This window comes from Flavobacterium selenitireducens, assembly GCF_014748335.1.
GTDB lineage: Bacteria > Bacteroidota > Bacteroidia > Flavobacteriales > Flavobacteriaceae > Flavobacterium > Flavobacterium selenitireducens.
Map to the genome: position 1 here is coordinate 35173 of NZ_JAAVIY010000011.1, position 24995 is coordinate 60167.

The window sequence follows — 24995 nt, forward strand, 5'->3', positions numbered from 1 at the left end:
AAGAACGAATTTTATCTTAAACCTTAAACCTTAAACCTTAAACCTTAAACGTTACACCAACTGCTTAAGCGCAATTTCAAACGCACGCGCGCTGATCCCGGTTTTGGACGGGTTGGCGTCGTGTGTTTTTTGCAACGCGTTTTTTATTGTTTTGGAAATGTCCGAAAAGATCGCCTCGTCGGTCATTTGTACTTTTTTCTCCATGAAATAGGCGAAGACACGCGCCATGCCGCAGTTGGAAATGAAATCCGGGACGAGGCTTACCTTGCTGTCGACGTTCTCCATGATTGGGCCAAAGAAGATTTCCTTGTCGGCGAAAGGAACGTTGGCTCCACACGAAATGACCTCGAGGCCATTGGCTGCCATTTTGTCGACCTGTTCCTGCGTTACCAAACGCGAAGCCGCGCAAGGCGTGAAGATCTCGGCTCCGACTCCCCAGACTTTTTCGTTGAGTTCTGCAAACGGGATCATGTTTTCGGCTACAAGCTTGTTGCCGTCCTTTTCGAGGAAAAGCGATCGGATTTCTTCAAAAGTGAAGCCTTCCGGATTGAGCAAGCCTCCATCGCGGTCGATGATCCCGACGACTTTCACGCCCATTTCCGCAAGGTAAAAAGCAGCCGCCGAGCCCACGTTTCCAAACCCTTGGACGATGGCTTTCTTGCCTTTGATCTCACCACCGTAGATGTCGTAAAAATGACGCACGCCTTCCGCGACGCCGTAACCTGTGATCATGTCGGCGACGGTGTATTTTTTTGAAACGTCGGGAGAGAACGTCGGATTTTCTATGACTTTGATGACGCCCTGGCGCAATTGTCCGATGCGGTTAATCTTGTCGGCTTCGGACGGTTTGAAATGCCCGTTGAAAACACCCTCTTGCGGATGCCAGACGCCACATTCTTCGGTCATCGGGATCACTTCGTGGATTTCATCTACGTTGAGGTCGCCTCCGGTTCCGTAATAGCTCTTCAAAAGTGGGGAAACCGCCTTGTACCAGCGGCGCAACACCTCGTCTTTTCTCGGATCGTTCGGATCGAAATTGATTCCGGATTTCGCTCCGCCGATCGCCGGTCCTGAAACCGTAAATTTGACTTCCATCGTCTTGGCAAGCGACAAAACCTCGTTCATATCGAGACCTTTCCTCATTCGGGTTCCTCCTCCGGCAGCGCCACCGCGAAGCGAATTGATGACCGTCCAGCCTTCGGCATCGGTTTCGGCATCCTTCCAATTGAAAACGATTTCAGGTGTTTTATTCTCGAATTTCTTGAGCAGTTCTTTCATTCTGGTTGTAGTTGTAAAAGTTGGGCAAATATAAAGGTTGTTCGTGTTTAGTTGGTGTGGATTTTTCCTGAGCTGTGATCGTGTGCGGCTCCCGTGACACTCGAAAGGACATTGCGCTCGCCTTTCGACCTGAGCACGCCGAGAAGCCCGAAAATCAAAGCTTCCTTGAACTCCAGGATTTTGGTCCCGGGAATGTCAACCACAATTTGCGACAGCTGTTCCTGAATACGCGAAATCAGGAATTCGTTGTATGCTCCGCCGCCGGTAATTAGCATTTTCCCGTTTTTTTTCGGAAGGGCCGATGCGGTCTGGACGGCGATGTGTTCCGTGAAGGAACGCATTTTGTCGGTATCGGAAATTTCAAAGCGTTCGATGAGCGGCAAAACCGTCGTTTTCACGAATTCGAAACCAAGCGATTTCGGGAAAGACCGGGCATAAAAATCCAGGTTGTTGAGTTCGTGCAGCAGCTCGTAGTCGATTGCGCCTGATTTGGCGAGATTTCCTTTGTCGTCGAAATCAAAACCGAGGCGGTTCGCATAAAAATTCAGCACCGTATTTACAGGTGAAATGTCGAAAGCGACGCGAACGCCATTATTTTCAAAGGAGACGTTCGAAAATCCGCCGAGGTTGAGGCAATAATCATAATCGGGAAACAACAGGCGGTCGCCTATGGGAACCAACGGAGCGCCTTGTCCGCCGAGTTTTACGTCATCGACGCGAAAATCACAGATGACGTTGTGTCCGACGATTTGCGCAATTTCAGGCAAGTTCCCGATTTGCAGCGTGATGCCGTGGTTCGGCTGGTGTAAAATCGTATGGCCGTGGGAACAAACTGCGTCGAGATTCTGGATGGCGTGGCGGTCGATAAAGGCGCGGATGGCATTACCCAATAATAATGTGTAGTCCGAATTGAGTTTTTCAAGTTCGGAATCGCCGAAAGTAACGGCTGTTTTCAGCGTCTCCACCCAAGCCGGACTGTACGGGATCGTTTCGCTTTCGCGGATTTCGAACGCCCATTTCCCGTCGGTGACTTCAAAGCCGACGTGAGCCACATCGATACCGTCGAGAGAGGTTCCCGACATGACTCCGATAACGTTGTAGGATTCTTTTGGCACGGCTCAAAATTAAGGATTGCGTTTGAGAATTTCCCAATTAAAAATTTATCTTTGGGCAAATTTTTACACAAACAATAATTTTCATTCGCAGTTGTTATGGATTTTAATCTTACCGAAGAACATTTGATGATTCAACAAGCGGCTCGCGATTTTGCCCAGAACGAGTTGCTTCCGGGCGTAATCGAGCGCGACGAGAAACAGCAATTCCCGACCGAGCAGATCAAGAAAATGGGAGAGCTTGGCTTCCTCGGCATGATGGTCGACCCAAAATACGGCGGCAGCGGCCTCGATACGGTTGCATACGCGTTGGCGATGGAGGAAATTTCGAAGGTCGACGCCTCGGCTTCGGTGGTAATGTCTGTAAACAATTCCTTGGTTTGTTGGGGATTGCAGACGTTCGGATCTGAAGAACAAAAACAAAAATACCTGACCAAACTGGCAACGGGCAAAATGATAGGTGCATTTTGTCTTTCCGAACCGGAAGCGGGATCGGATGCGACTTCCCAAAGCACGACCGCCAAAGACATGGGCGACCATTACCTTTTGAACGGAACCAAAAACTGGATCACCAACGGGAGCACGGCATCGGTTTACATCGTGATCGCCCAGACCGATATTGACAAAAAACACAAAGGGATCAACGCCCTTATCCTTGAAAAAGACATGCCTGGTTTCTCGATCGGGCCAAAAGAACAAAAGCTCGGCATCCGCGGAAGCGACACGCATTCCCTTATGTTTAACGACGTTAAGGTTCCGAAGGAAAATCGCATTGGCGAGGACGGTTTCGGGTTTACTTTCGCGATGAAAACCCTTGCCGGCGGACGCATTGGGATTGCTTCCCAGGCATTGGGAATTGCCTCCGGCGCTTACGAATTGGCACTTAAATATTCGAAAGAGAGAAAGGCGTTCGGCAAAGAAATTTCCCAACACCAGGCGATCGCGTTCAAACTAGCCGATATGGCTACGCAAATCGAGGCGGCGCGTCACCTTGTTTTGAAATCGGCTTGGGACAAAGACCAGCACAAAAATTACGATCTTTCCGGAGCGATGGCAAAACTATACGCCTCACAGGTAGCGATGGATACGACGATAGAAGCCGTACAGATTCACGGCGGAAACGGTTACGTCAAGGAGTATCACGTTGAACGATTGATGCGCGATGCGAAAATCACACAAATTTACGAGGGAACTTCGGAAATTCAGAAAATCGTGATTTCCAGGAGTATACTTACCAAATAATAACGTATTGAAGAATATTCGAGGGCTGTCTGTAGGGACGGCCCTTTTTTTTAACATTTTTGTGTGTTAATGTGCCGCAACCAATCGTCGTGGGCCGCATCTACCGGGAGATGAATCCAAAAAGCCGTCATCGGTTCGAGGATTTGTCCGATACGTTTAAATTTGCTTTATTCTTTTTGAATGGCAAAGTATCGCTCGACTAATTTATAACCCAATTTTTTTAGCTATGAAATCCAGTTTTATTTGGAAAATGATTTTTGGAATTACTGCGCTTTTGGCGGTTTCATCCTGTAACGTCGACGACGAGGGATATTATCTCCAGGATACGGCAGCTCACGGCATCATAGGAAATGCGAGCCCTAATTCAGGAGACTTGTACTTTTTCGCAGACGCCAATCAGGTCAACAGCAATGCGCTTAACTTTGGCAGTGCATTGGGATATTTCAATTTCTACGAAGGCAACCGTACGATAAGTGTCAAGAATGCCACAGGTGAAGTTTTGGCTTCGACGGAAGTCGCACTTTCGATAGGGGAATTTTTTACCGTATTTGCGGTTAATACGTCCGAAAATCTGGAGCTGGCGGTTTATGAGGATACTTTGATCAATCCTGCGCAGGGAAAAGCGCGCATCCGGTTCATCAACCTCGCCCCGGATTCTGAAGGGATCGATGTTTTCGATAGTACCGTTGAGGTGGCGTCGGACCTGATTTTCAAAGAAGCTTCGTCTTTTACTGACTTGCCTGCAGGGAATTACGAATTCGCGTTCAAACGCACCTCTGACGGAACCCAACTTGCGACGAAGACCATCCAACTTAATCCGGGCCGCATCTATACCATTTACACAAAAGGTTTCGTCACGCCTGCCGCCGGGAACAACGACGCTTTTTCGGCTGAGGCCATTTACAATTACTGACACTATCATTTTGTTTTATGTTTGCCCCGCACGGATTGTTCCTGGCGGGGCTTTTTTTTGCACGAAATGCAGCAATGGACGGTTTGAACCGCGAGCGATTGCGAAATCTTGTTATCTTTAAATCATGAGCCAAAAACCCAAAGCGTTAAAGGGAAAAGTGTTGTTAGGTTACTTGCTTTTGTTTGCAATTGCAGTCGTATCGGTCTGGTTCATTTATACCGAGATACTAAAGATCGCCAATCCCGCAAACGACAGTGACGACAATAAAAAAATTATCAAGATCAGCGACGTCATCGCCGGATTGTACGCAGCCGAGGCCGTCGGGCGCAATTCCATCCTTACAGGCTCCCAACGTGATCTGGCCACTTACAATCGCATGCTCGACGGCATCAACGTCCATATAGAAGAAATTAAGCTCAGCAGCGACGAAGAACAGCTCGGAAAACTCGACACTATCCAAAGTTTGTTGAAGCGAAAGAAAAACAGTATCGTTGAAATTATCGGTTTCCGCAAGAAATACAATGCCGAGAGCACCTTCGACAAGGCCGTCGCTCAAATATCCAAGGTCAAGGATTCGCTCAACCAAAGTGTAAAACCGGTGGAGTTCAGCACCAATAACCAACTTTACCAGTTTATGCGCAACGTGCTCCCCAAACAGGAGCTCGATTCGCTAAGCAAATTGCCGGTTTCCAACGATGAGCTCACGACGAATATCGAACGGATGCTTACCAAAGTAATCGTGCGCAACAACAAAATGAAGTACGACCTTTTCCGAAAGGAGCAAAAGCTCCAGGACGAAAACCGCGTACTATCCGATCGTTTGCGTGTGATCTTATCGACACTAGAGAAAGAAATACTTGAAAAGTCGTACGCGAAAATCAACAATTCACGCAAAGCAATAGACAATACGATCAGCACGATGGCCTGGATAGGTGCGGCGACGTTTTTACTGCTGGTCATATTCGCCTGGATCGTCATCCGGGATTTGAGCATCAACCAGCGCTATCGCCAACAGCTTGAGATCCTCAACACCGAAAATGAAAACCTGCTGAGAAGCAAGACGATGCTTATGGCTACAGTGACGCATGACATACAAACTCCTTTGGGAAGCGTCATCGGATTTGCTGATTTGCTGCAAGCCACCGATCCGAACAACAGGCAGCGGCAATATATCGAGAACATCAGGCATTCGTCCCAGTACATCGTAAAACTCGTCAACGATCTTGTCGATTTTTCCAAATTGGAGAACAACAAAATCACGATAGAAAAAATCTCGTTCAATTTTCGCGACCTGATCGAGAATACCTGCCGTCCGCTCGAGCACAACGCCAACAACAAACATATCGAGCTCAATTGGGACATCGAGGACGATCTCGACGGCAATTTCATATCCGATCCTTACCGTTTGCGACAAGTGCTGACCAACCTGATCTCGAACGCGATAAAGTTTACCCAGGAAGGTTCGGTTGAGGTTTCGGCTGCGACCGATGGCGAATTTATTGCCGTTTCGGTCATCGATACCGGAATCGGGATTGCCAGCGAGCAGCAAATTCACGTGTTTGAGGAATTTACCCAAGCCCATGCCGGAATCGAGAAGAAGTTCGGAGGCACTGGCCTTGGCTTGACGATTGCCAAACGCATGCTGCAACTGCTTGGAGGCGATATTCGACTGGAGAGCCAGGAAGGGCAGGGCTCGATTTTCACGATACGCGTTCCCAAGGTGCGTTCTGAAATCCAGGCGCCGTCGTTCGCAAAGGAACAGCGCGAAGCGGAGACTGACTTTCTCAAGGGCAAAAAGATTTTGATTGTCGACGACGATGCGATGCAGCTCACGCTCATGAAGGAAATCTTTGCCAATTATCCGGTGGAGGTCGTTACTGAATCTGACTCTGGAGCCGTGGTTTCCTTGCTCGAGCGCGATTCGTTCGATTTGGTGCTCAGCGATATCCAAATGCCGAACATCGACGGTTTTGAACTCGTGAAACGCATCCGAAATATCGAAAACAGCAGCGATTTGCCCGTCATCGCGCTTACCGGCAAACGTGATCTGACGCCCGAAGATTTTACTTCAAAAGGGTTTACAGCTTCCCATCCGAAACCGCTTCAGCTCAAGGCGTTGCTGGCAGTGATGCGCGCCATTTTCGAACATACCGAAATTCCGCATCCCGAGGCGATCGAGAGCCATGTGCAAAGCCGCAAACTGTTCAACCTCGACACCCTGAACCAGTTTACGCAAGACGATCCGGACTCGCTTCGGCTGATCGTCAATACTTTCATCGATAGTTCGAAGGAGAATTGCGATGTGTTGATCGCCGCCGCCGCGGAAGAAAATTGGGGCGCGATGGGCACGATAGCGCACAAAATGATTCCGATGCTCAAGCAAATGGACGTGTTTTCGATCGTGCAGATGCTTGAGCCGATTGAAGATGGGAAACTCGATATGAGCGGCCAGGATTTGGTGCGATATACCTCGGATATCTGCCGCAAAATGGAGGAATTGTTTGTGGAATTGCGGCTTCAGGTGCAGTAGGTAATCTTGCTTTGGGCCGTTCTTTTGGCGGTTCGCTGCGCTTCGTTTGGTGGCTCGCTTCGCTCGCCGCTGGTATGGTTTTGCCGCGGAGTTGCTGGACGTTTGGTGGCTCGCTTCGCTCGCCGTATGGTGTTAAACCATTAAGTGCATTAAGGAAATTAAGTGCTGGATGTTTGGCGGCTCCGCTTCGCTTCGCTGCTCGTGTTTATTTTTGCCGCGGATTTGCGAATTTTCAGGATTCTTTTCTGGGCGTTTGGCGGCTCGCTTCGCTTCGCCACTCGTGTTTATTTTGCCGCGGATTCGCGAATTTTTAGGATTCTTTCTAGGCGTTTGGCGGCTCGCTTCGCTCGCCGCTGGTTTTTATTTTCGCAAATGATTCACAAATCGATATTGTAGAGCTTGAGCTTGTTGTAAAGCGTTTTGCGGTCGATGTCGAGCAACCTCGCAGCTTTGCTCTTGTTGAAATTCGTTTGGTCTAGCGCTTTTCGGATCGCGGTTTCTTCGTCTTCCTTGTACAGCGCGACCGATTCCTCGCTAACCGATGGAAGTGACATTTCCTGCGGAAGCACAGCCGTCGCAATCAATCCGGATCGCGTGAGCAACACCGACCTTTTGATCGTGTTTTTCATCTCACGCAAGTTGCCCGGCCAGTCGTAACTAAGGAACAATTGAGTAACTTCCTCATCGAAACCCGCAACTTCGCGTTCGAGGTCGTGGTTGGCTTCGGCGAGAAAATGATGGGCGAAAATCATGATGTCGTTTTTTCGCTCGGACAACCGCGGCGCCTGAATCGAAAATTCGTTGAGCCTGTGAAAGAGATCCTCCCGAAAATCACCTTTGCGCACGGCTTCGGCGAGATCTTCGTTGGTGGCTGCAATTACCCGGATGTCCACTTTGAATTCGGTATTGCTGCCGACGGGTTTTACTTTTCGTTCCTGAAGCGCGCGCAACAGCTGTACCTGCACTTCATAGGACAGATTTCCGACTTCGTCGAGAAAGATCGTACCGCCGTTCGCTGCCTCAAAGTGACCCGTTTTGTCGTTGACGGCTCCCGTAAAGGAACCTTTGAGGTGTCCGAAAAATTCGCTAGAGGCCAAATCTTTTGGAATCGCCCCACAATCGACGGCGACAAAAGGCTTCCCGCCACGTTTGCTCTGGGAATGGATCGAATGTGCAATGTATTCTTTTCCGGTTCCGCTGTCGCCCATGATGAGTACCGACATGTTGGTAGGAGCGACAAGCGTGATATATTCGTGAAGTTTGTTCGAATGGTGGCTGACTCCCTTTACGAAACTGACCTCGTCTCCGGTAGATTTTGCGCTTGGTGAAGCCTCGAGGTTGGAACCATCGGATTTTGCTGTCTTTTTCAGCGACTGTTGGATCGTGTGCAGGATTTCGTCCGGGTTGATCGGTTTTCCGACGTAATCGAAAGCGCCCATCTTCATGGCGTTTACGGCCGCTTTGATATCGGTATAACCGGTCATAAGGATTACCTGTGTCTTAGGTGACGCGGCCTTTGCGGATTTCATGACATCAAGGCCGTCGCTGTCCGGCAGGCGGATATCGGTAAGTACGACGTCGTAGGCCTCGTTGCGAATTAACTCGTTCGCCTCTGAAGCGGTAAATGCATTAGTGACCTCAAAACCTTTTTTCTGCAAATAAGTCTTGAGCATGATGCAAAAGGAAGTGTCGTCGTCAATTACTAGTATTTTCGGGCTCATTGAACGGTTGCGGTCGGCTTAAGGCAAAAATAAAGTTTAAAGCCTGTCGCAAATGTTAAGGAATGTTATAAAAAACAAAAAGGAGGTATTAATATACCTCCCTGATGCGAAGAAAACGTGTCTTCATTCACTCAATTTAACTAAACTAATCTTACGTTGACGCTTACTCTTCTTTTAGGAATTCACCTGCTGAAGTAAAATAAGCTGTGGATTTTTTGTTGTCTTTACTCACGATGAGCTTGTACTCTCCATCCGGCGCTTGGAAGGCTTCCAGGATCGAGTACCCGCCATATTTGGTCCCGATTTTTTCGAGAGCAGTAGGAGAGACGGTGTTTCTGTCGATCGTTTTATATTGCTTGGTGGTGGAAGTCTCCATCGTGGTTTTCGTCGTCGTTTTTTCGGTTTGTGCGTTCGCCGTTGCGGCAAAGCCAAGCACAAGAGCCGAAATAAAAAGTAACTTTTTCATGTCTCGTAGTTTGTGTTGTTGAACCGTTATAAGTCAGAATCGTGCCAAATGGTTTGTATCAACAGATGTAGAATGGTAAGTTATTGTCTTTCAACAGATGGCGGATGTATCGCGTTTAATGTGTAATTTTCGGCGACCAATCGAATTTTGTAGAATCCCCGACCTGGGTTGTGGAAATTCCACAGTTCGGGTAAAATCTGGAATAAAATGGAAATTGTGTATGCCAATTTGCGGAGCGCTGTAAACTCGCAGCATCCAATTCCGTTACTTTTGCGTAAATCACAACCGGAACACACAACAACGACGCCTATGCTGATCACCGCAATCAAGGAAAATCTCGCCGAACTTTCCAACCTTCTGCTACAGTTGCCTCCAAACGATTATACACGCCGTTTTCCGGAGCTGGGCAACGCTACCATTGGCGAACATGTGCGGCACATTTTGGAGTTGTATGCGTGTCTGGAAAAAGCCTATATTTCGGGCATGGTCGAATACGATAATCGCAAGCGCGACATTTTACTGCAAACACAGCCCGAAGCCGCGCTTGAGGCCATTTCCCACCTTGAAAAAACGGTAGGGAAACCAAACAAGGACTTGCAACTGAGGTTCATGAACGACGGTTGCGAACAACTCATCCCGACCAATTACGAACGCGAGCTGTTGTACAATCTCGAGCACAGCATTCATCACCAGGCGCTCATCAAAGTGGGATTGCGCCATCTGGATGTCAACGTGGGCGAAGATTTCGGGCTTGCCAAATCAACCATAGCGTATCGAAATCAATGTGCACAGTGACGTTTGTGGCTTCGGCCGATAAAAAAATACTGACTTCCAATCGCGATGAGCAAACCAGTCGGCCTTCGCTCGAGCCTGCCACCTACGAGGTAAACGGAAAAAAATTGTTGTTCCCAAAAGATCCGCGCGCGGGAGGAACCTGGTTCGCCACGGACGAACATGCCAACGTGCTGATCCTGCTCAACGGCGCTTTCCAGGCCCACGAACATCGCCCACCGTATCGCCTTAGCCGCGGTCTTATCGTGCTCGATTTGCTGTCTTCGGGATCTGCGATGGCGCGATGGGAGGCAATCGACCTCGACGAAATCGAACCGTTTACGATCGTCCTTTTTGAGCAGGAAACGCTTTGCGAATTGCGTTGGGACGGAACCTCGAAATTCCGAAAGGATCTCGACGTTAATGGTCGCTACATTTGGTCGTCGTCTACTTTGTATCCGAAGGAAATCCGGGAGAGGCGCCAGGACTGGTTTGCCGATTTCCTGGACAAAAATCCAAATCCCGATGCCGACGATATGTTTCGCTTTCATCGGTACACCGAAAATTCCGACACCCAAAACGGACTGATCATCGACCGCAAAGGCATCGCGCTACAAACACTAAGCATTACGCAAACCGCAATTGACGGTAAAAACGTGGAATTCCGCCACAGCGACCTGATCGGAAAAACTGTTTCGAAAACAACCTGCCTCAGCATTTAAATTTGAGCCTTTTCCTACACAAAGTTTTCCATTGGGAATATTGGCCTACGTATATCGTCTATGTTCCCGTTTACTTCCAATGGGCGTGGTATGCGCTGAAATCGCGCACTTTGTTCTTTTTCAACGCCTCGAATCCGGCAATTGCCAACGGAGGATTCTTCATGGAATCCAAAAAACAGATATACGATTTACTGCCTCACATCTTCCCCAAAACGGAATTGTTGCCGCCTTGCGCCTCGATAAACGTCATCCGGCAAAAAATCGTCGCGTCCGGCATACATTTTCCGTTGATTTTCAAGCCCGACGTGGGCCAACGAGGAACGGCCGTCCGAAGAATCAACACGCTTGAGGAATTGCTCAAATATTCCGGCAGGAGCGAATTTGACTTCCTGATCCAGGATTTGATTCCGTACCAAAACGAGGTCGGGATTTTTTATGTGCGTTACCCGGACCAGCAAATGGGGCGCATCACCGGAATTGTGTCCAAGGAATTCCTGATCGTCACCGGAGACGGCGTCTCGTCTATAGAAACGCTGATGCGGAAGGATCCACGCCACGCGATGCAAATCCCGAAACTCCGAAAGCAGATGGGGAAGCGCCTCGGCGAAGTGCTCCTGTCAGGCGAAAAACGCAATCTCGTGCCGTACGGCAACCACGTCCGCGGCTGCAAATTCACAGATGCGAGCCATTTGATAACGCCGGCACTGACCCAAACCATCAACGAAATTTGCCTACGGATTCCCGGTTTTTATTTTGGCCGACTCGACATCATGTTCGACAACTGGCCAGATTTCGAAAACGCCGAGAAATTTCAGGTGGTGGAAATCAACGGGGCTTCGAGCGAACCGACGCATATCTACGACCCTAAACATTCTTTGTTTTTCGGATGGAAGGAATTGATGCGCCACGTTCGGTACATGTACGAAATAAGTGCGATCAACCACAGGAACGGCGTTCCGTACCTTTCCCACAAACAAGGCATGCGCGAACTGCGCGATTACATCGATCACAATAAAAAATTCGACGGATTTTGAAAGGATTGCGCAACATAGCCGTAGGATTCGGTATCAGTTTCATAGGTTCTGTGCCTTTGGGATACATCAATGTCGTGGGATTCGAGATTTTTTCCGACGGAGGTTTTCCCCGTTTGTGGCCTTATCTCTCCGGCGTCATCGCCGAGGAAAGCATCGTGATCTACCTGACGCTGTTGTTCGCCAAAAAACTCGCGCGAGGCGGAAAATTCGTAAAAGCGACGGAGCTGTTTTCGATAGTGTTCATGGTGGCACTTTCCGTTTACTTTTTTGCAAGGCCTGAAAAATCAGGGTCGGAAACACCGGTCTATATACAGTATTCTCCTTTTGTTGCCGGTGCCGTGCTCAACGCCATTAATTTTATGCAATTGCCATTCTGGACGGGATGGAACCTTTATCTGATAAACGCCAAATGGATCTTCGTAAAAACGAACATCAAATATTTGTACATTCTCGGGGCGCTTTTAGGTACGTTTGCCGGAATGTTGCTCTTTATACTTGGGCTGCACTACCTGGCCGAAAGCGTCGACGGCATCTCGTTTTACCTGATGAAGGTCTTTATTCCTTTGATCTTCCTCGGACTCGCGATTTGGCAATCCTACAAGTTCTACGACAAATACAGACGCACATAAAGGTTCGGCAAAACGGTAATCCGTATCTTTGGCATTCGAAGATTTTTTGTATGAAAAACATCATCATTACCGGAACCAGCCGCGGGATCGGTCTCGAACTCGCGCAGTTGTTCGCCTCGGCCGGCCACAACGTCCTGGCACTTTCGCGCAAGTCGCATCCGGAGTTGCTAAAAAATCCTAACGTTACGTATTTTCCTGTCGATCTGGCCGAAGCGGAAAGCCTTGACCAGGTATCGGTATTTTTGGAAAGCTGGAAAACCGTCGATGCTATCGTCCATAATGCAGGCGCCCTGTTACTCAAGCCATTCGAGCAAATCACCACTGAAGATTTTGAGCGCATTTATCGCGTCAACGTTTTTGGCGTTGCCGCCTTGAACCGAATTTGTTTGCCGTTTATGGGAAAAGGGGCGCACGTCGTTACGATAAGCAGCATGGGAGGCGTCCAGGGCACGATGAAGTTTTCGGGATTGGCCGCCTATAGTTCGAGCAAAGGGGCGGTGATCACCTTGTCGGAATTGTTGGCCGAAGAATACAAGGAACGCGGCATCGCTTTCAACGTATTGGCACTCGGATCTGTCCAGACGGAAATGCTGGCAGAAGCTTTTCCTGGTTACGAAGCTCCTGTCAGGGCGAGCGAAATGGCCGAGTATATTTTCGACTTTACGCTCAACGGAAACAGGTACTACAACGGGAAAGTACTTCAGGTCGCTTTATCCACGCCATGAACGATACGCTGGCGAAATATCTGCCTGAGGCCGCGGTCAAGCCGATTTTCGAGCTTATCGTCTCCAACGAAGTGCATCTGAAGATCGTCAACGAACGCGTCACACGCCATGGCGACTACCGCAAAGGGAACAGCGGAAAACACGAGATAACCGTCAATGGCAGCCTCAACAAATACCGTTTCCTGATCACGCTCGTCCATGAAATTTCGCATTTGGTGGCATTCGAAAGATTCGGTCGCGATATCAAGCCGCATGGAGCCGAATGGAAATCGACATTCCAAAAGTTGATGTTGCCCTACATCCGACCCGAGATTTTTCCGAACCAATTGTTGCCGTTGCTCGCCCGCCACTTTCGCAACCCGTCCGCCAGCAGCGATACCGATACCACGCTTTCGCTGGCGCTGAAGCAATTCGACGACAAAAAAGACAGGGAATATGTGTTCCAATTGCCTTACGGGGCGCTGTTCCGGATACACAACGGAAAGGTTTTCCAAAAGGGCGCCCTGAGGACCAAACGGTATGAATGTGTGGAGGTGAAATCAGGACGGATGTATCTCTTCAATCCCAATGCAGAGGTGGAAATGGTGCAACAATTATCGAAACACAATTAAAAAAAAAGTGCTTTATTGCGACCACCGAACACCACCCACAAGACAGTAACATGAATACTAATTATTACGCAATATTGATGGCCGGCGGCGTAGGATCGCGATTCTGGCCCGTTAGTACGACCGAATTTCCAAAGCAATTCCACGACATGCTCGGATCTGGGGAAACCCTTATCCAAAAGACGTTCAGCAGGCTTTCCCGCATTATCCCGAAACAGAACATACTGATCCTTACCAACGAAAAATACAACGATCTGGTATTAGAGCAGCTTCCCGAAGTCAGTCCTGACCAGGTGTTGCTCGAACCGGCGATGCGCAATACCGCGCCGTGTATATTGTACGCTTCGTTGAAAATCAAAAAGCAAAACCCTGACGCGCTGATGGTCGTCGCGCCAAGCGATCATTGGATCGAGGACGAACAGGCGTTTACAGAAAATCTCCGCAAGTGCTTCGACTTCTGCGAGGAAAACGACGCTTTGATGACGCTCGGCATACAGCCCACGTTTCCGAACACGGGTTACGGCTATATCGAGTTCGACAAATCGGATTCGGGCGAGGTCAAGAAGGTCAGCCAGTTCCGCGAAAAACCCGATTATGAAACGGCGAAAACCTTTCTGGAAAGCGGAAATTTCCTGTGGAACGGCGGGATTTTCATCTGGAGCGCCAAAACGGTATTGGATGCTTTTGCGCAGTTCCAACCTGGGATGTTGTCGCTTTTCGAAAAAGGCTATTCCGACTACAACACGGCATCCGAGAAACAGTTCATCGAACAACATTACGCCGAGGCCGAAAATATCTCCATCGACTATGCCTTGATGGAAAACGCCGAAAATGTGTTCGTCCTTCCGGCCACTTTCGACTGGAACGATTTGGGAACCTGGGGATCGCTGCACGAAAAACTTCCGAAGGATACCAGCAACAACGCCGTGGTCAACGCCAGGGTCATACTCGAAAATGCGAACAACAACATTATCCGTTCGGACGCCAAAAAACTCATTATCGTAGACGGGCTCGACGACTTTATCATCGTCGACCGTCAGGATGTGCTGCTCATTTATCCGAAAAGCAAAGAGCAGGACATCAAAAGAATTACGGGAATGGCCAACGAATTATAAGTGAATTCCTGTATTTGCTAAATTGGAGATGCACGCCCGATGATCGTTTCGTATCTTACGGGCGAGCCAAACCAATTTTTTATGCGTGAGCATTACTTGCATTTCAGGGAACTTTTACTGCTGATCGCGTGCCTTTGCGCGACGTCGGTTTTCGCCCAGCTTTCAGATTTTACTTTTTCGGTTACCCATACCGATGAAACTTGTTCGGGAAACGGATCGGTTTTTTTCAACGTTTCGGGAACGACGCCCGGAGCCACGATGTTGTACAGCATTTATCTGCTTCCCGATACGACAGATCCGGAAACGGTAACATCGGCGGCGACGTTTGTCGGGCTGACGGCCGGAACTTATCTCATTGTGGCAACTCAGACGCTCGGCTCACAAACGGGAACGCAACAAGCCCAGGTAATTATTGCCGACAACGTGGACGATCTCGCTTATGCCGTCTTGCATCAAGTGGACGGATGCGGCCTTTCGGCGGATATCGTCGTGGGCGTGTCTTCCGGTCAACCTCAAACCTATGAGATCTTGTCCGGGCCCCAAACCTTTCCCGCCCAGACGCAAAATACCTTTACCGTAAACCAAGGTGGTGTCTACCTCGTGCGCGTCACCGATCAATGCGGAGAAGCCGTTGTCCAGACCTATACTTTCAGCTTCGCTCCCGAAAGCTCCGTCGGGTTTGAGGCGAACGCCACCTCTGTCATGGTGTCGTGTAATCTTATTGCCATCAGCCAGCATTTTTCGACGACCGGAGGGTTCAACTACCCGTTGGATGTTCACTACACGTTGACGCTTCCCGGAGGTGAAACCCAATCGTCGACGCTTACCATTGCAGGCGGGGCGAACAGCTCGGTCACGATTGCCGAAGACATGATAATCAGCGCCGGCCAAACCTACAGTTACAGCGTTACGGTTACCGATGCCTGCGGTCACACTTATACCGATATGGGCACGGTCCCCAACAATTATCTGGAGCCCATTTTTTCTCCCGCCGGTTCAGATTGCGATTCGGTTTCGTATGCGGTGTATTACACGACCGGCGCCACTGTGACGGCTGCACCCGCTGCGTACCAGAACGAGTTGCCGTTTGAGCTGGAAATTACCCAGAACACGGCCGTCATGCCCCAGCTTCCTCCGGGAAATTATGTCGTGACCGCTTATGATACTTGTGGGGAACCACATATACTTGAGTTGACCGTGACAGAGCCGGCACCGGTTTCGCCCGTTGCCTTGGTCGCGCTGGGATGCGATACCGGCAGGGCTTCGGTCAACATCAGGGCTTTCGAGCACATAGTCCTTATCGAAATGGTTTCCGCTCCGACGGGATATTTCGGAACGCTTCCGCAAAACCTCGCGAACGCCCTGGATGGCACGAACGCCTTGCGCCTTGCCGACCTCGTCGCCGGGAGCTACGTTTTTCACCTTACCGACAGTTGCGGTAACGAATGGGATTTTCCCGTCGAAATACCGGAGCTTGTCATAGAAAGCCAAACGGTGATTACCCAGAATTGCGGCTCATTCAATCTTGATTTGACCTATTCGGACAACAGCGCGAACGCCCCTGCATTCTGGCTGCAAAAATATTTCCCGGCATTCGACGCATGGGGACATCCCCAAACGGGAGTTTTGTATACGGAAGGGCTTGCTCCAACGAATTCCAACTCGTTCCAGATCGAACCCGGGATGAACCTGAACCTGTTGTTTTCCGGCAAGATGCGCCTTGTCGCTTACAAAGTGTCGTATTCCACAGCGGAAGAACTGCGTCATTGCCTCAAAATCCTCGAAACGTTCGACATTTTATCGGCTCCGGTTATCCTGGACACTTATAGTTTCGTTTGCGCGGGCGGCAACTTCGATGTTTTGGTAGAGGCCGTCGGAATGGCGCCGATGTCTTATCAAATCACCCATTTCAACGCCGCGCCTTTTGTCGTTGACAATGGGAATTCCCCAACTTTCACCGGCTTGCTTCCCGGCGTTTACAATTTCCGGGTCGTGGATGTTTGCGGCAACATCGTAAACCGCGTCTTTGAGATCGCAGAACCGTATCCGATGCAGATAACCGGCGAGGGCAATTGCGAGGGCCAGCCGCTGACGCTTTCGGTGCCGAATCTTCCGCACCTTGGCTACAGTTGGTATTTTGAGGGCGGAAGCCCCGTTTTGGGAACGTCCGCTATACTTGAGATACCGGCGCTTTCGGCTGGTGACATCGGAACTTATTACGTCACGATTTTTACCGATAACCCGGAATCGTGCATCAACGTGACGCTTTCTTATGTCGTGACCGATATCATCCCGGCCGCCGCCGCCGGACAAGACAGTAACGAGCAATATTGCGGCAGTCCGGGCGTCGTGGATCTCAACGCGTTTCTTGTAGGAAATTTCCAAACCGGAGGTACGTGGGCAGGAAATCCCGAATCGGGAACGATCGCGGGTAATGTGTGGGATGCGTCGTCGGCAGCGGCCGGAACGTACACTTTTACGTACACTAAAACTTCGGAATGCGGCGCCCCTGCCATATCGACCCACACCTTCGTTTTGCATCCGAGGCCCGAGAATCCTATCCCATTCCTTGAACAGGACGTTTGCGAACAAGGTGATATTGTATTGCTTGCCACGACCATACCGGGCGCGACCTATGTGTGGACGGGCCCTGACGGATTTACGTCGTTTGAGCAAAATCCAAGCGTTCCGAACGCTACTTCTGCAAATAACGGTACGTATGCCGTACAGGCTTTTTTGGGTGATTGTGCTTCGGATGTGATGCCGATCGAGATCGTTATCGGAGAATTGCCCGAATTTGCGCTTTCGGCCGCTTGCGCCAACGACAAAATGATGATTACGGCAACAGCGGTCGCTCATGGCGATGACGTTACGTACGTGTGGTCGGGACCGAATGGGTTCGGTTCATCTGAAAATCCAACGGACATTACGGGTCAACATCCCGGGGAATATTCGCTTACCGTGACGAACGCCGCGGGTTGCTCGGAAACGTTCACCCAAACGGTCGACGTCACCATATGCTCAATCCCGAAAGGCGTTTCGGCAAATGGGGATGGCGCTAATGACACATTCGACCTCGGTGGGTTCGGAGACGGGCTGAAAGTCAAGATTTTTAACCGCTACGGCATGGTCGTTTACGAAATGGACAATTATGTCGATCAATGGCACGGTCAATCCAAAAACGGGAACGACCTGCCAAGTGCGACTTATTATTATCACATCCGAAATGCAACGGGAGAGGAAAGGACCGGCTGGGTGTATCTGTTGCGCGACTAAGCGGGAGCTTCGCCTTTGTCCTCGCGAAGTTGCGCTTTCCGTACTTTTTTGAAAAGGTTGGACGAATAGACGAAATCTACGATCGCCGCGTTATCGGTTTTGAAGATCTCTTTCTTGGTGCCTTCCCAGGCCAAAATACCCTCTTTGAGAAATACGATCTTTTCGCCGATTTCCATTACGGAGTTCATATCGTGTGTGTTCACGACGGTTGTAATGCTATATTCGTGCGTAATTTCCTGGATGAGGTTGTCGATGACGGTCGACGTCTTTGGATCGAGGCCGGAATTCGGCTCGTCGCAAAACAAATACTTAGGATTGTTCACGATCGCCCTTGCAATGGCGACGCGTTTCTGCATCCCGCCTGAAATTTCAGAAGGTTTTTTGTGGTGCGCGTCAATGAGGTTCACGCGCGCGATGACTTCGTCTACACGGTCTTTGATTTCGCCTTTCGACTTGTTGGAAAACATCTGTAAAGGAAATCCGACGTTTTGCGCCACGGTCATACTATCGAACAACGCACTTCCCTGGAAAACCATTCCGATTTCGGTGCGCAGGTCGCGTTTTTCGTCTTCGGTCATGGCCCAATAGGCGCGTCCGTCGTAAAGTATTTTTCCAGAATCCGGACGGTGGATTCCGAGCAAGCTCTTGAGCAAAACCGTTTTTCCCGATCCGGACTGGCCGATGATAAGGTTGGTTTTACCAGTCTCGAATGTCGTGGTGATCCCTTTGAGAACCGTTGTTTCTCCGAACGACTTGACAACTTCTTTTACCTCTATCATTTGCTCAGGAGTAATTGGGTTAGTACATAATTCGCCAGGATGATCATCACGGACGTCCAAACGAAGGAAGTCGTACTTGCTTTCCCGACTTCGAGCGCGCCGCCTTTCATGTAAAATCCGTGAAACGATGGAATGGTTGCCAGGATGATCGCAAATACGAACGTTTTGATGAAGGCGTACGTGATGTGGAACGGGATGAATTCCGTCTGGATTCCTGAAATGAATTCCGCGCTTGACGTAAAACCTCCGTAAACGCCTGCCATCCAGCCGCCGAGAATGCCCAGGAACATTGAGAGCATGATGACAAACGGGTAAAACAGCAGCGCGATTATTTTTGGGAAAACAAGGTAATTTAAGGAATTGACACCCATTACTTCCAAAGCGTCGATCTGTTCGGTAACGCGCATGGTTCCGATGCTTGAAGTAATGAACGACCCGACTTTACCCGCCATGATGATGGAAATGAACGTGGGCGCGAATTCGAGGATAACCGATTGTCTCGTGGCGAATCCGATGAGGTATTTCGGGATTAAAGGATTGGTGAGGTTCAAAGCGGTCTGGATGGCGACGACGCCTCCGACGAAAAACGAAATGAACGCGACAATTCCGAGCGACCCGATTATCAGGTCGTCGATTTCTTTGAGGATCAGCCCGCGCATCACCGCTGCTTTGGTCGGTTTTCGGAAGACTTCCTTGACCATCAAAAAGTATTTACCGATCTGTGTAAGCCAGCGCGTAAGGATCATGGGCGTGAAATATGTGCTAAAATACGGATTAATTTGCGAACTAGCGAATTAGCGAGTTAGCGAATTAGCGAATTGGCAACCGAAGCTTTAAACGAATAGGTCAAAGCAATTTGGCAATTGACATAAGATTATCTGAAATGAGATGGTAGCATATTGATTTTTCAGCAAAAGCACTTGCGCTCCCGTCGTCTGTTTACCGGAAACTAAAACAAAATAGTTTGAGATGGAAGGTAAAATATGTTCGATTGAATGCTAAACGCCGTTTCGGGACGAAAAGCATCTCTCACTCAAACCATTCGCTAATTTTCAAATTTTCAAATTCGCTAATTGTCCTCCCGAAACTCCAAAATATCCCCGGGCTGGCAATCCAACGCCTTGCAAATCGCATCAAGCGTGCTGAAACGCACCGCTTTTGCCTTTCCGGTTTTGAGGATAGAGAGATTCGACAACGTGATATCTACTTTTTCAGATAACTCGTTAAGCGACATTTTGCGCTTGGCCATCATGACGTCTAAGTTTACGATTATCGCCATCAGATCGTGAGTTCGCTTTCGGATTGCATTTCGACACCGCGGTGGAAAATCAATCCTATGACGTACAATGTCGCGCCCATGAAGAGCCAAACGTCGGCTCCGGCAAGTCGCAGAATTCCGAGGTCGGGCAGGAAGACGTTCTGGTCGGCAATCCATCGTGCGGTCTTGGCGCCGATTACCGAAACGATGCCGATAGCGAGCGTGAGATACGATAGGCTGAAAACAAACCTTCCGAACTCAACATTGAAAGGCGTGCGTAAATCGAGTTTGTTTTCGGTAAAAATCATCACGATACGATACAACGCCAATGTTTTGAGAACTGCGGCGACCGTCATGAGTGACAACATCAGCGCGAAATAGGTTTTGCCAAACCTCAATAGGTCGGTCAGCGGTAAATAGTCGGCGGCCAGCGGCTGAAACGCCAGGGTATAAATCATATTGAATAGAAAACTGCCCGCTTCCACGCACATTCCGATGAAAAATATCCAGGCCAGGACGTGCAGGAACCTTAAAATTTTTCTGTTTTCCATAATCTCCGGGTTTTAATTATGAAGCAAATATAAATGTATTTATTGATAAACAATAAATTAGTTTTAAAAAACAATAAAAATATTTTGAATTACGAGTTTGATGTTGGGATTTGAATCGATTCCCTATTGTGATTTCTGTCCTGGTGCAAATGGCGAAAGCCAACGGTCAAATCCTGTAACGTATTGAAAAGCAATGCACCTATCTTTGGAAAAAGGCAATTTTATGATAGTCGTTTCAGCTGCAACGGGGCACATCGGTTCCGAACTTATAAAACTATTGGTCTCACGCAATCAGGAAGTTATCGGTTTGACAAGCAAGCAGGGCCACGTCTCCCAAATAGAAAAGGCGGGCGCAAAAGCGGCGGTCATCGACATATTCGACACCTCAAAACTGCGCGGGCTGCTCAACCGTGCCGACAAATTTTACCTGTTGAACCCGCCGGGCGACATTTCCGGAAATCCATCCCAGGAAGAACGGCAATCCGTTCAGGTGCTCATCGACGCCGTCAAGAACGGGACGCTCAAAAAGATCGTTGCCGAATCTACGTACGGCGCGCAACCCGGCTACGAGCTCGGCGACCTCGACGTTCTTTATGAACTCGAAAAAAAGTTGGGCAGTACATCGATTCCGCACGAAATCATTCGAGGCGCATATTACTTTTCCAATTGGGATATGGCGCTAGAATCGGCTGAAAAACAAGGAAAGATATACTCGTTTTTCCCGAAGGATTTTAATCTGCCGATGGTAGCTCCGGCCGATATCGCCAAGCTTGCCGCCGATCGACTCATCGATGACGAAATCCAACCGTTGCATTATGTCGAAGGCCCGCGGCATTATTCCCCTCAGGACGTTGCGGACGCCTTTTCTGACGTGCTTAAAAAGCCGGTTGAGGTAGTAGAAATACCGCCGCAAGACTGGGAAAATTTCATGGTAAGTTCAGGATTCTCGACGGCCGCGGCGAAATCGATGGCCAATATGACGCAAGCAACACTCGACACTCTCGAAACTCCGGACAGCCCGACTAAGGGTACGACCACTTTAGCCGAATATGTCGCCGATTTAGTGCGACAGTCCGGCTGACATCAGCGTAATTTTTCTTTTATCTTTTTCCATCGGTACGCGCGCACGAACCGACCTTGTTCGGGCGTGACAAGCATGGTTTTGCGCTCGGATCTGGCTTTGAGAAAACCGTTCACGTAGTCGAGAAACAACAAAGGTTTTTTCTTGCGCATCGCCAGTTTTGCAGAGGCGATGGCGGTAATCAGCAACCCGTAACCCAACGTGTAAAAAGCCGCGCCCTGTTTGTAGCGGGCCGTTTTGTCGTAAGTGGAACCGGTTGGCTTGAGATGTTTTACCCTTAGTTTGGGTAAAGTGACGACGTTCCAGCCGTAAAACTTGCAAAGCAATTCGTCTGCCGTGTCCCAGCCCATGGCGGGTTTTAACCCTCCGATTTGCTCAAAACACGTTTTGCGGTAGGCTTTGAACGCGCCGCGGATGTGATCGTGATCGGTCAGGTTTTCCAAAATCCAGTCGCCGTTTTTTTCGATGTAAGCGAATCCGCCGGCCATTCCGATCGTTTCGTCGGACGCGAATTTTGCGAGGATTCTCTCGAAATAGTCGTTCGGGAAAATCAGGTCGGCGTCAGCTTTTACGATGACGTCAAAATTTTTGTTGGCCACGGCAAAGCCTTTCTCAAACGCCCGGATTACTTTGCTTCCAGGCAAGTGTACGGCTTCAGATGTCGTATTCACCAATTTGATCCAGGGATGTTTCAACGCGAATTCCGCTGCGATTCGAGCCGTAGAATCGGTAGAGTTGTCGTTTACGACGATCACTTCGGTTGGCAATTTGGTTTGCGCCACAAGCGAATCCAACGTCAGCGCGATGAATTTTTCTTCGTTAAACGCAGGAATCACAACCGTATAATCCATCGAAACACAACTTTAAACCTTAAACTTTAAACTATTGAACCCGCTCCGCGTATACGATATAATACCGATTTGTGAAGCGCCTCAACAATGGCCGTATCCCGAATTTTTTCACCGGATTCGTCCAACGTTGCCGATCGATGATTTTCCAGCCCGTTTTTTCTAGAAGCCAATCGAGCTGCCAGTCCTCAAATTCGTGATAGTGGCGGTCCCAAGGGTCGGTTTTGGAGCGATAAGCCGGCGAAAACCAAAGCCGCATCGGGATGGAAATAAAAAGCTTTTCGGATTTTATTTGCTCCAGGACGGTATACGGATTGAGCAGGTGCTCAAAAATCTCAAATGCCGTCACGATGTCGTAGTCGCTGTTTTGCAACGCAGACTGGTCGTTGTCAAGGTCTTCCCCGGTGGTATTCATGACGTTGAAACCCTCGCTTTTCATGATTTTGGAAAATGGGTTTTCGACGCCGAGATCGAGGATCTTCCCGTCGGCTGAAGCGTGTTTTTTGAGGAACGCCAACGTGAGACGGAAGCGTTTGTCTGGATACGTATTTTCGTACATGTGTCGATTGCCTAGCCCCGATTGCAGCGGCATCCTTTTAAAACCTCAAAGGTTTTCAAAACCTTTGAGGTTTTAAAAGATATAGCGCAAAGCGGGAAAATGCTCCTAAAAGTTAAAATCAATAACGGTAGACGAATGCGTTGATGTTCATGCCCGCGCCAACCGAGGCAAAGATAAGCACATCGCCCTTATGCAACTGATGGTCGCCTTCCAAATTTCCGTTTACGAGCAAATCGTATAAGGTTGGTACCGTCGCGACCGAACTGTTGCCCAATTTGTGGATCGACATCGGCATGATGCCCTCGGGCGGATTTTGTCCGTAAAGCTTGTAAAACCGCTCGATGATAGCTTCGTCCATTTTTTCGTTGGCCTGGTGGATGAGCACTTTTTTGACTTCGGAAATGGCGATGCCGCTTTTCTCCAGACAAGATTTCATGGCAAGCGGAACCTGGTTGAGTGCGAACTCATAGATCTTTCGGCCGTGCATCTTGATATAACGCACATCCGGGTCGAGTTCTTTATTGTAGGAATTCCCGAAGTAGAGAAAATAGGCCTCGTCATAAGTGAACGTCGCGCTTTCGTATGAAATCAGGCCTTCCTCGTCTCCGTTTGCTTCGACGATGGTCGCGCCGGCTCCGTCCGAATAAATCATCGAATCGCGATCGTGGACGTCGACGACCCTGGAAAGCGTTTCGGCCCCGATAACCAGGCAACGTTTGGCCATTCCGGACTTGATGAACGCATTGGCCTGAAGCACGCCTTCTATCCATCCGGGACAGCCGAAAAGGATATCGTAAGCGACACACTTCGGATTTTTGATTCGCAGTTTCGATTTGACACGCGTGGCAAGGCTCGGCAACATATCCGATTGAATCGCGCCTTTTTTGACGTCCCCGAAATTGTGGGCCATGATGATGTAATCGATAGTTTCCCGATCGATTCCTGCGCTCTCAATGGCTTTTTCGGCGGCGAGAAAGGCGATGTCGGACGTGTGCAAATCATCCGAAACATAGCGTCTTTCCTCGATTCCGGTAATGTCCTTGAATTTTTTGATGACCACTTCGCCAGGATAGTGGAGCGGTGTTCCGTCTTCGTTGAGGAATCGGTGCTGGCCGAAATCGGCATTGGTCATGGCTACTTCAGGGATGTAACTTCCCGAACCGGTTATTCTGACGTTCATGCAAATGGCAATTAATTAATATAAAGGTAACTTTAATAACCTTTTCGGATGGCGAAAAAGTACAAACGAAGCACAAATTGCGATTTTTTCAACAAATACCAAGCAAAAAAACGGATGCCGAAATTTTAGTCCAGAATCATCGGATTTTGACTTGCATTATCGTGGCAATGCTCAACGCCCGCGTCTTGACTATTTCGGCATTTTCGCCCGAGAAATTCTCGTTCACGGCCGCTTCGAACGTTTTGAGCCACGTTTGGAAATGTCCGGGTGAGAGCTTGGCTTTTTCGTTCAGTTCGACGTGAAGCTGCATGACGTTTTTTTTGTAAACGCCGCTGTGCAACAAAACCTGTTCCCAAAAATCGGTGATGGTAGGCAAGTGTTCGGCCATGTCGATTTTGGCAACGTCAATGAAAATCCGATGCATTTCCGGGTTTTGCAACAGCGTGTCGTAAAACCGTGCGAGCAGTAATTCTAAATCTTGTCTGTTTTGGATATCGGGCATGATAAAAAAATTAAACCATTAAGGACGTTGAGGACATTAAGTTTTTCGCATCTTAATGAACTTAATGTCCTTAATGGTTCAAAAAAGCAATCGAC

24 protein-coding genes are annotated in these 24995 nt (G+C 49.0%); 12 read left to right on the forward strand and 12 right to left on the reverse strand.

Annotation, left to right across the window (positions count from 1 at the left end):
- Positions 1-51 precede the first annotated feature (51 nt).
- Positions 52-1278, reverse strand: coding sequence for a Glu/Leu/Phe/Val dehydrogenase dimerization domain-containing protein (locus tag HC229_RS14200; RefSeq protein WP_191021165.1), 1227 nt, complete (start codon positions 1276-1278; stop codon positions 52-54).
- A 47-nt stretch (positions 1279-1325) separates the two neighbouring features.
- The gene (locus HC229_RS14205; RefSeq protein WP_191021166.1) at positions 1326-2393 is read right to left on the reverse strand and encodes an anhydro-N-acetylmuramic acid kinase; all 1068 of its coding nucleotides are present in this window, start codon (positions 2391-2393) and stop codon (positions 1326-1328) included.
- Between the two features lie 96 nt (positions 2394-2489).
- On the opposite strand from HC229_RS14205, the gene HC229_RS14210 reads away from it, so the two are divergent.
- From HC229_RS14210 to HC229_RS14220, 3 genes are all read left to right on the forward strand, one after another.
- Positions 2490-3632 (forward strand): acyl-CoA dehydrogenase, encoded by a 1143-nt coding sequence (locus HC229_RS14210; protein WP_191021167.1) that lies wholly within the window; start codon positions 2490-2492, stop codon positions 3630-3632.
- A gap of 226 nt (positions 3633-3858) precedes the next feature.
- On the forward strand, positions 3859-4545 hold the full coding sequence (locus tag HC229_RS14215) for a DUF4397 domain-containing protein (RefSeq protein ID WP_191021168.1): 687 nt from the start codon (positions 3859-3861) through the stop codon (positions 4543-4545).
- Positions 4546-4669: 124 nt separating this feature from the next.
- Positions 4670-7075 (forward strand): ATP-binding protein, encoded by a 2406-nt coding sequence (locus HC229_RS14220; RefSeq protein ID WP_191021169.1) that lies wholly within the window; start codon positions 4670-4672, stop codon positions 7073-7075.
- A gap of 377 nt (positions 7076-7452) precedes the next feature.
- On the opposite strand, the gene HC229_RS14225 is transcribed toward HC229_RS14220, so the two are convergent.
- Together HC229_RS14225 and HC229_RS14230 are read right to left on the reverse strand one after the other, a co-directional pair.
- The gene (locus HC229_RS14225; protein WP_191021170.1) at positions 7453-8796 is read right to left on the reverse strand and encodes a sigma-54-dependent transcriptional regulator; all 1344 of its coding nucleotides are present in this window, start codon (positions 8794-8796) and stop codon (positions 7453-7455) included.
- 163 nt (positions 8797-8959) lie between these two features.
- Positions 8960-9262 (reverse strand): hypothetical protein, encoded by a 303-nt coding sequence (locus HC229_RS14230; RefSeq protein ID WP_191021171.1) that lies wholly within the window; start codon positions 9260-9262, stop codon positions 8960-8962.
- 309 nt (positions 9263-9571) lie between these two features.
- Between HC229_RS14230 and HC229_RS14235 the strand changes: the two genes are divergently transcribed.
- The 8 genes from HC229_RS14235 (at position 9572) to HC229_RS14270 (ending at position 18142) form a co-directional block, all read left to right on the forward strand.
- Positions 9572-10057 carry a DinB family protein gene (locus HC229_RS14235; RefSeq protein ID WP_191021172.1) on the forward strand — a complete coding sequence of 162 codons (486 nt, stop codon included), beginning with the start codon at positions 9572-9574 and terminating at the stop codon, positions 10055-10057.
- On the forward strand, positions 10045-10755 hold the full coding sequence (locus HC229_RS14240) for an NRDE family protein (protein ID WP_191021173.1): 711 nt from the start codon (positions 10045-10047) through the stop codon (positions 10753-10755). Before HC229_RS14235 ends, HC229_RS14240 begins: the two co-directional genes overlap by 13 nt.
- A gap of 2 nt (positions 10756-10757) precedes the next feature.
- A complete protein-coding gene (locus HC229_RS14245) occupies positions 10758-11789 on the forward strand; it encodes an ATP-grasp domain-containing protein (RefSeq protein ID WP_191021174.1) in 1032 nt (343 codons plus the stop codon).
- A complete protein-coding gene (locus HC229_RS14250) occupies positions 11786-12418 on the forward strand; it encodes a hypothetical protein (protein ID WP_191021175.1) in 633 nt (210 codons plus the stop codon). The genes HC229_RS14245 and HC229_RS14250 overlap by 4 nt, the downstream gene beginning before the upstream one ends.
- Positions 12419-12468: 50 nt before the next feature.
- Entirely contained in the window at positions 12469-13143 is a 675-nt protein-coding gene (locus HC229_RS14255; RefSeq protein WP_191021176.1) for an SDR family NAD(P)-dependent oxidoreductase, read from the forward strand.
- Complete coding sequence (locus HC229_RS14260; RefSeq protein WP_191021177.1) at positions 13140-13754, forward strand: SprT-like domain-containing protein; 615 nt, start codon at positions 13140-13142, stop codon at positions 13752-13754. The genes HC229_RS14255 and HC229_RS14260 overlap by 4 nt, the downstream gene beginning before the upstream one ends.
- A 50-nt stretch (positions 13755-13804) precedes the next feature.
- Positions 13805-14866, forward strand: coding sequence for a mannose-1-phosphate guanylyltransferase (locus HC229_RS14265; protein ID WP_191021178.1), 1062 nt, complete (start codon positions 13805-13807; stop codon positions 14864-14866).
- A gap of 81 nt (positions 14867-14947) precedes the next feature.
- On the forward strand, positions 14948-18142 hold the full coding sequence (locus HC229_RS14270; RefSeq protein ID WP_191021179.1) for a T9SS type B sorting domain-containing protein: 3195 nt from the start codon (positions 14948-14950) through the stop codon (positions 18140-18142).
- Here HC229_RS14270 and HC229_RS14275 read toward each other — a convergent pair.
- The 4 genes from HC229_RS14275 to HC229_RS14290 form a co-directional block, all read right to left on the reverse strand.
- A complete protein-coding gene (locus tag HC229_RS14275) occupies positions 18139-18921 on the reverse strand; it encodes an ABC transporter ATP-binding protein (RefSeq protein ID WP_191021180.1) in 783 nt (260 codons plus the stop codon). The genes HC229_RS14270 and HC229_RS14275 overlap by 4 nt on opposite strands.
- Positions 18918-19667, reverse strand: coding sequence for an MlaE family ABC transporter permease (locus tag HC229_RS14280; protein WP_191021181.1), 750 nt, complete (start codon positions 19665-19667; stop codon positions 18918-18920). The genes HC229_RS14275 and HC229_RS14280 overlap by 4 nt, the downstream gene beginning before the upstream one ends.
- Before the next feature lie 323 nt (positions 19668-19990).
- Positions 19991-20200, reverse strand: coding sequence for a helix-turn-helix domain-containing protein (locus HC229_RS14285; RefSeq protein ID WP_191021182.1), 210 nt, complete (start codon positions 20198-20200; stop codon positions 19991-19993).
- On the reverse strand, positions 20200-20730 hold the full coding sequence (locus HC229_RS14290) for a DUF2975 domain-containing protein (RefSeq protein WP_191021183.1): 531 nt from the start codon (positions 20728-20730) through the stop codon (positions 20200-20202). The genes HC229_RS14285 and HC229_RS14290 overlap by 1 nt, the downstream gene beginning before the upstream one ends.
- Before the next feature lie 223 nt (positions 20731-20953).
- Here HC229_RS14290 and HC229_RS14295 point away from each other — a divergent pair, with 223 nt between their 5' ends.
- Positions 20954-21811: an NmrA family NAD(P)-binding protein gene (locus tag HC229_RS14295; protein WP_191021184.1), complete on the forward strand. Its 858-nt coding sequence runs from the start codon at positions 20954-20956 to the stop codon at positions 21809-21811.
- A gap of 2 nt (positions 21812-21813) precedes the next feature.
- Here HC229_RS14295 and HC229_RS14300 read toward each other — a convergent pair whose 3' ends face one another.
- The 4 genes from HC229_RS14300 to HC229_RS14315 all read right to left on the reverse strand — a co-directional run bounded on the left by HC229_RS14300 (position 21814) and on the right by HC229_RS14315 (position 24900).
- Positions 21814-22662, reverse strand: coding sequence for a glycosyltransferase family 2 protein (locus HC229_RS14300; RefSeq protein WP_191021185.1), 849 nt, complete (start codon positions 22660-22662; stop codon positions 21814-21816).
- Positions 22663-22693: 31 nt separating this feature from the next.
- On the reverse strand, positions 22694-23218 hold the full coding sequence (locus tag HC229_RS14305; protein WP_191021186.1) for a methyltransferase domain-containing protein: 525 nt from the start codon (positions 23216-23218) through the stop codon (positions 22694-22696).
- Positions 23219-23336: 118 nt separating this feature from the next.
- Positions 23337-24398, reverse strand: a complete 1062-nt coding sequence (locus HC229_RS14310) for a 3-oxoacyl-ACP synthase III family protein (protein ID WP_191021187.1) — start codon at positions 24396-24398, stop codon at positions 23337-23339.
- A gap of 136 nt (positions 24399-24534) precedes the next feature.
- On the reverse strand, positions 24535-24900 hold the full coding sequence (locus HC229_RS14315; protein ID WP_191021188.1) for a group III truncated hemoglobin: 366 nt from the start codon (positions 24898-24900) through the stop codon (positions 24535-24537).
- Positions 24901-24995: the final 95 nt, after the last annotated feature.

Coding starts and splice junctions, on each gene's coding strand:
- HC229_RS14200 (WP_191021165.1), bottom strand. CDS start 1,278: ATGAAAGAACTGCTCAAGAAATTCGAGAATAAAACACCTGAAATCGTT.
- HC229_RS14210 (WP_191021167.1), top strand. CDS start 2,490: ATGGATTTTAATCTTACCGAAGAACATTTGATGATTCAACAAGCGGCT.
- HC229_RS14215 (WP_191021168.1), top strand. CDS start 3,859: ATGAAATCCAGTTTTATTTGGAAAATGATTTTTGGAATTACTGCGCTT.
- HC229_RS14220 (WP_191021169.1), top strand. CDS start 4,670: ATGAGCCAAAAACCCAAAGCGTTAAAGGGAAAAGTGTTGTTAGGTTAC.
- HC229_RS14225 (WP_191021170.1), bottom strand. CDS start 8,796: ATGAGCCCGAAAATACTAGTAATTGACGACGACACTTCCTTTTGCATC.
- HC229_RS14230 (WP_191021171.1), bottom strand. CDS start 9,262: ATGAAAAAGTTACTTTTTATTTCGGCTCTTGTGCTTGGCTTTGCCGCA.
- HC229_RS14235 (WP_191021172.1), top strand. CDS start 9,572: ATGCTGATCACCGCAATCAAGGAAAATCTCGCCGAACTTTCCAACCTT.
- HC229_RS14240 (WP_191021173.1), top strand. CDS start 10,045: ATGTGCACAGTGACGTTTGTGGCTTCGGCCGATAAAAAAATACTGACT.
- HC229_RS14255 (WP_191021176.1), top strand. CDS start 12,469: ATGAAAAACATCATCATTACCGGAACCAGCCGCGGGATCGGTCTCGAA.
- HC229_RS14260 (WP_191021177.1), top strand. CDS start 13,140: ATGAACGATACGCTGGCGAAATATCTGCCTGAGGCCGCGGTCAAGCCG.
- HC229_RS14265 (WP_191021178.1), top strand. CDS start 13,805: ATGAATACTAATTATTACGCAATATTGATGGCCGGCGGCGTAGGATCG.
- HC229_RS14270 (WP_191021179.1), top strand. CDS start 14,948: ATGCGTGAGCATTACTTGCATTTCAGGGAACTTTTACTGCTGATCGCG.
- HC229_RS14275 (WP_191021180.1), bottom strand. CDS start 18,921: ATGATAGAGGTAAAAGAAGTTGTCAAGTCGTTCGGAGAAACAACGGTT.
- HC229_RS14280 (WP_191021181.1), bottom strand. CDS start 19,667: ATGATCCTTACGCGCTGGCTTACACAGATCGGTAAATACTTTTTGATG.
- HC229_RS14285 (WP_191021182.1), bottom strand. CDS start 20,200: ATGGCGATAATCGTAAACTTAGACGTCATGATGGCCAAGCGCAAAATG.
- HC229_RS14290 (WP_191021183.1), bottom strand. CDS start 20,730: ATGGAAAACAGAAAAATTTTAAGGTTCCTGCACGTCCTGGCCTGGATA.
- HC229_RS14295 (WP_191021184.1), top strand. CDS start 20,954: ATGATAGTCGTTTCAGCTGCAACGGGGCACATCGGTTCCGAACTTATA.
- HC229_RS14300 (WP_191021185.1), bottom strand. CDS start 22,662: ATGGATTATACGGTTGTGATTCCTGCGTTTAACGAAGAAAAATTCATC.
- HC229_RS14305 (WP_191021186.1), bottom strand. CDS start 23,218: ATGTACGAAAATACGTATCCAGACAAACGCTTCCGTCTCACGTTGGCG.
- HC229_RS14310 (WP_191021187.1), bottom strand. CDS start 24,398: ATGAACGTCAGAATAACCGGTTCGGGAAGTTACATCCCTGAAGTAGCC.
- HC229_RS14315 (WP_191021188.1), bottom strand. CDS start 24,900: ATGCCCGATATCCAAAACAGACAAGATTTAGAATTACTGCTCGCACGG.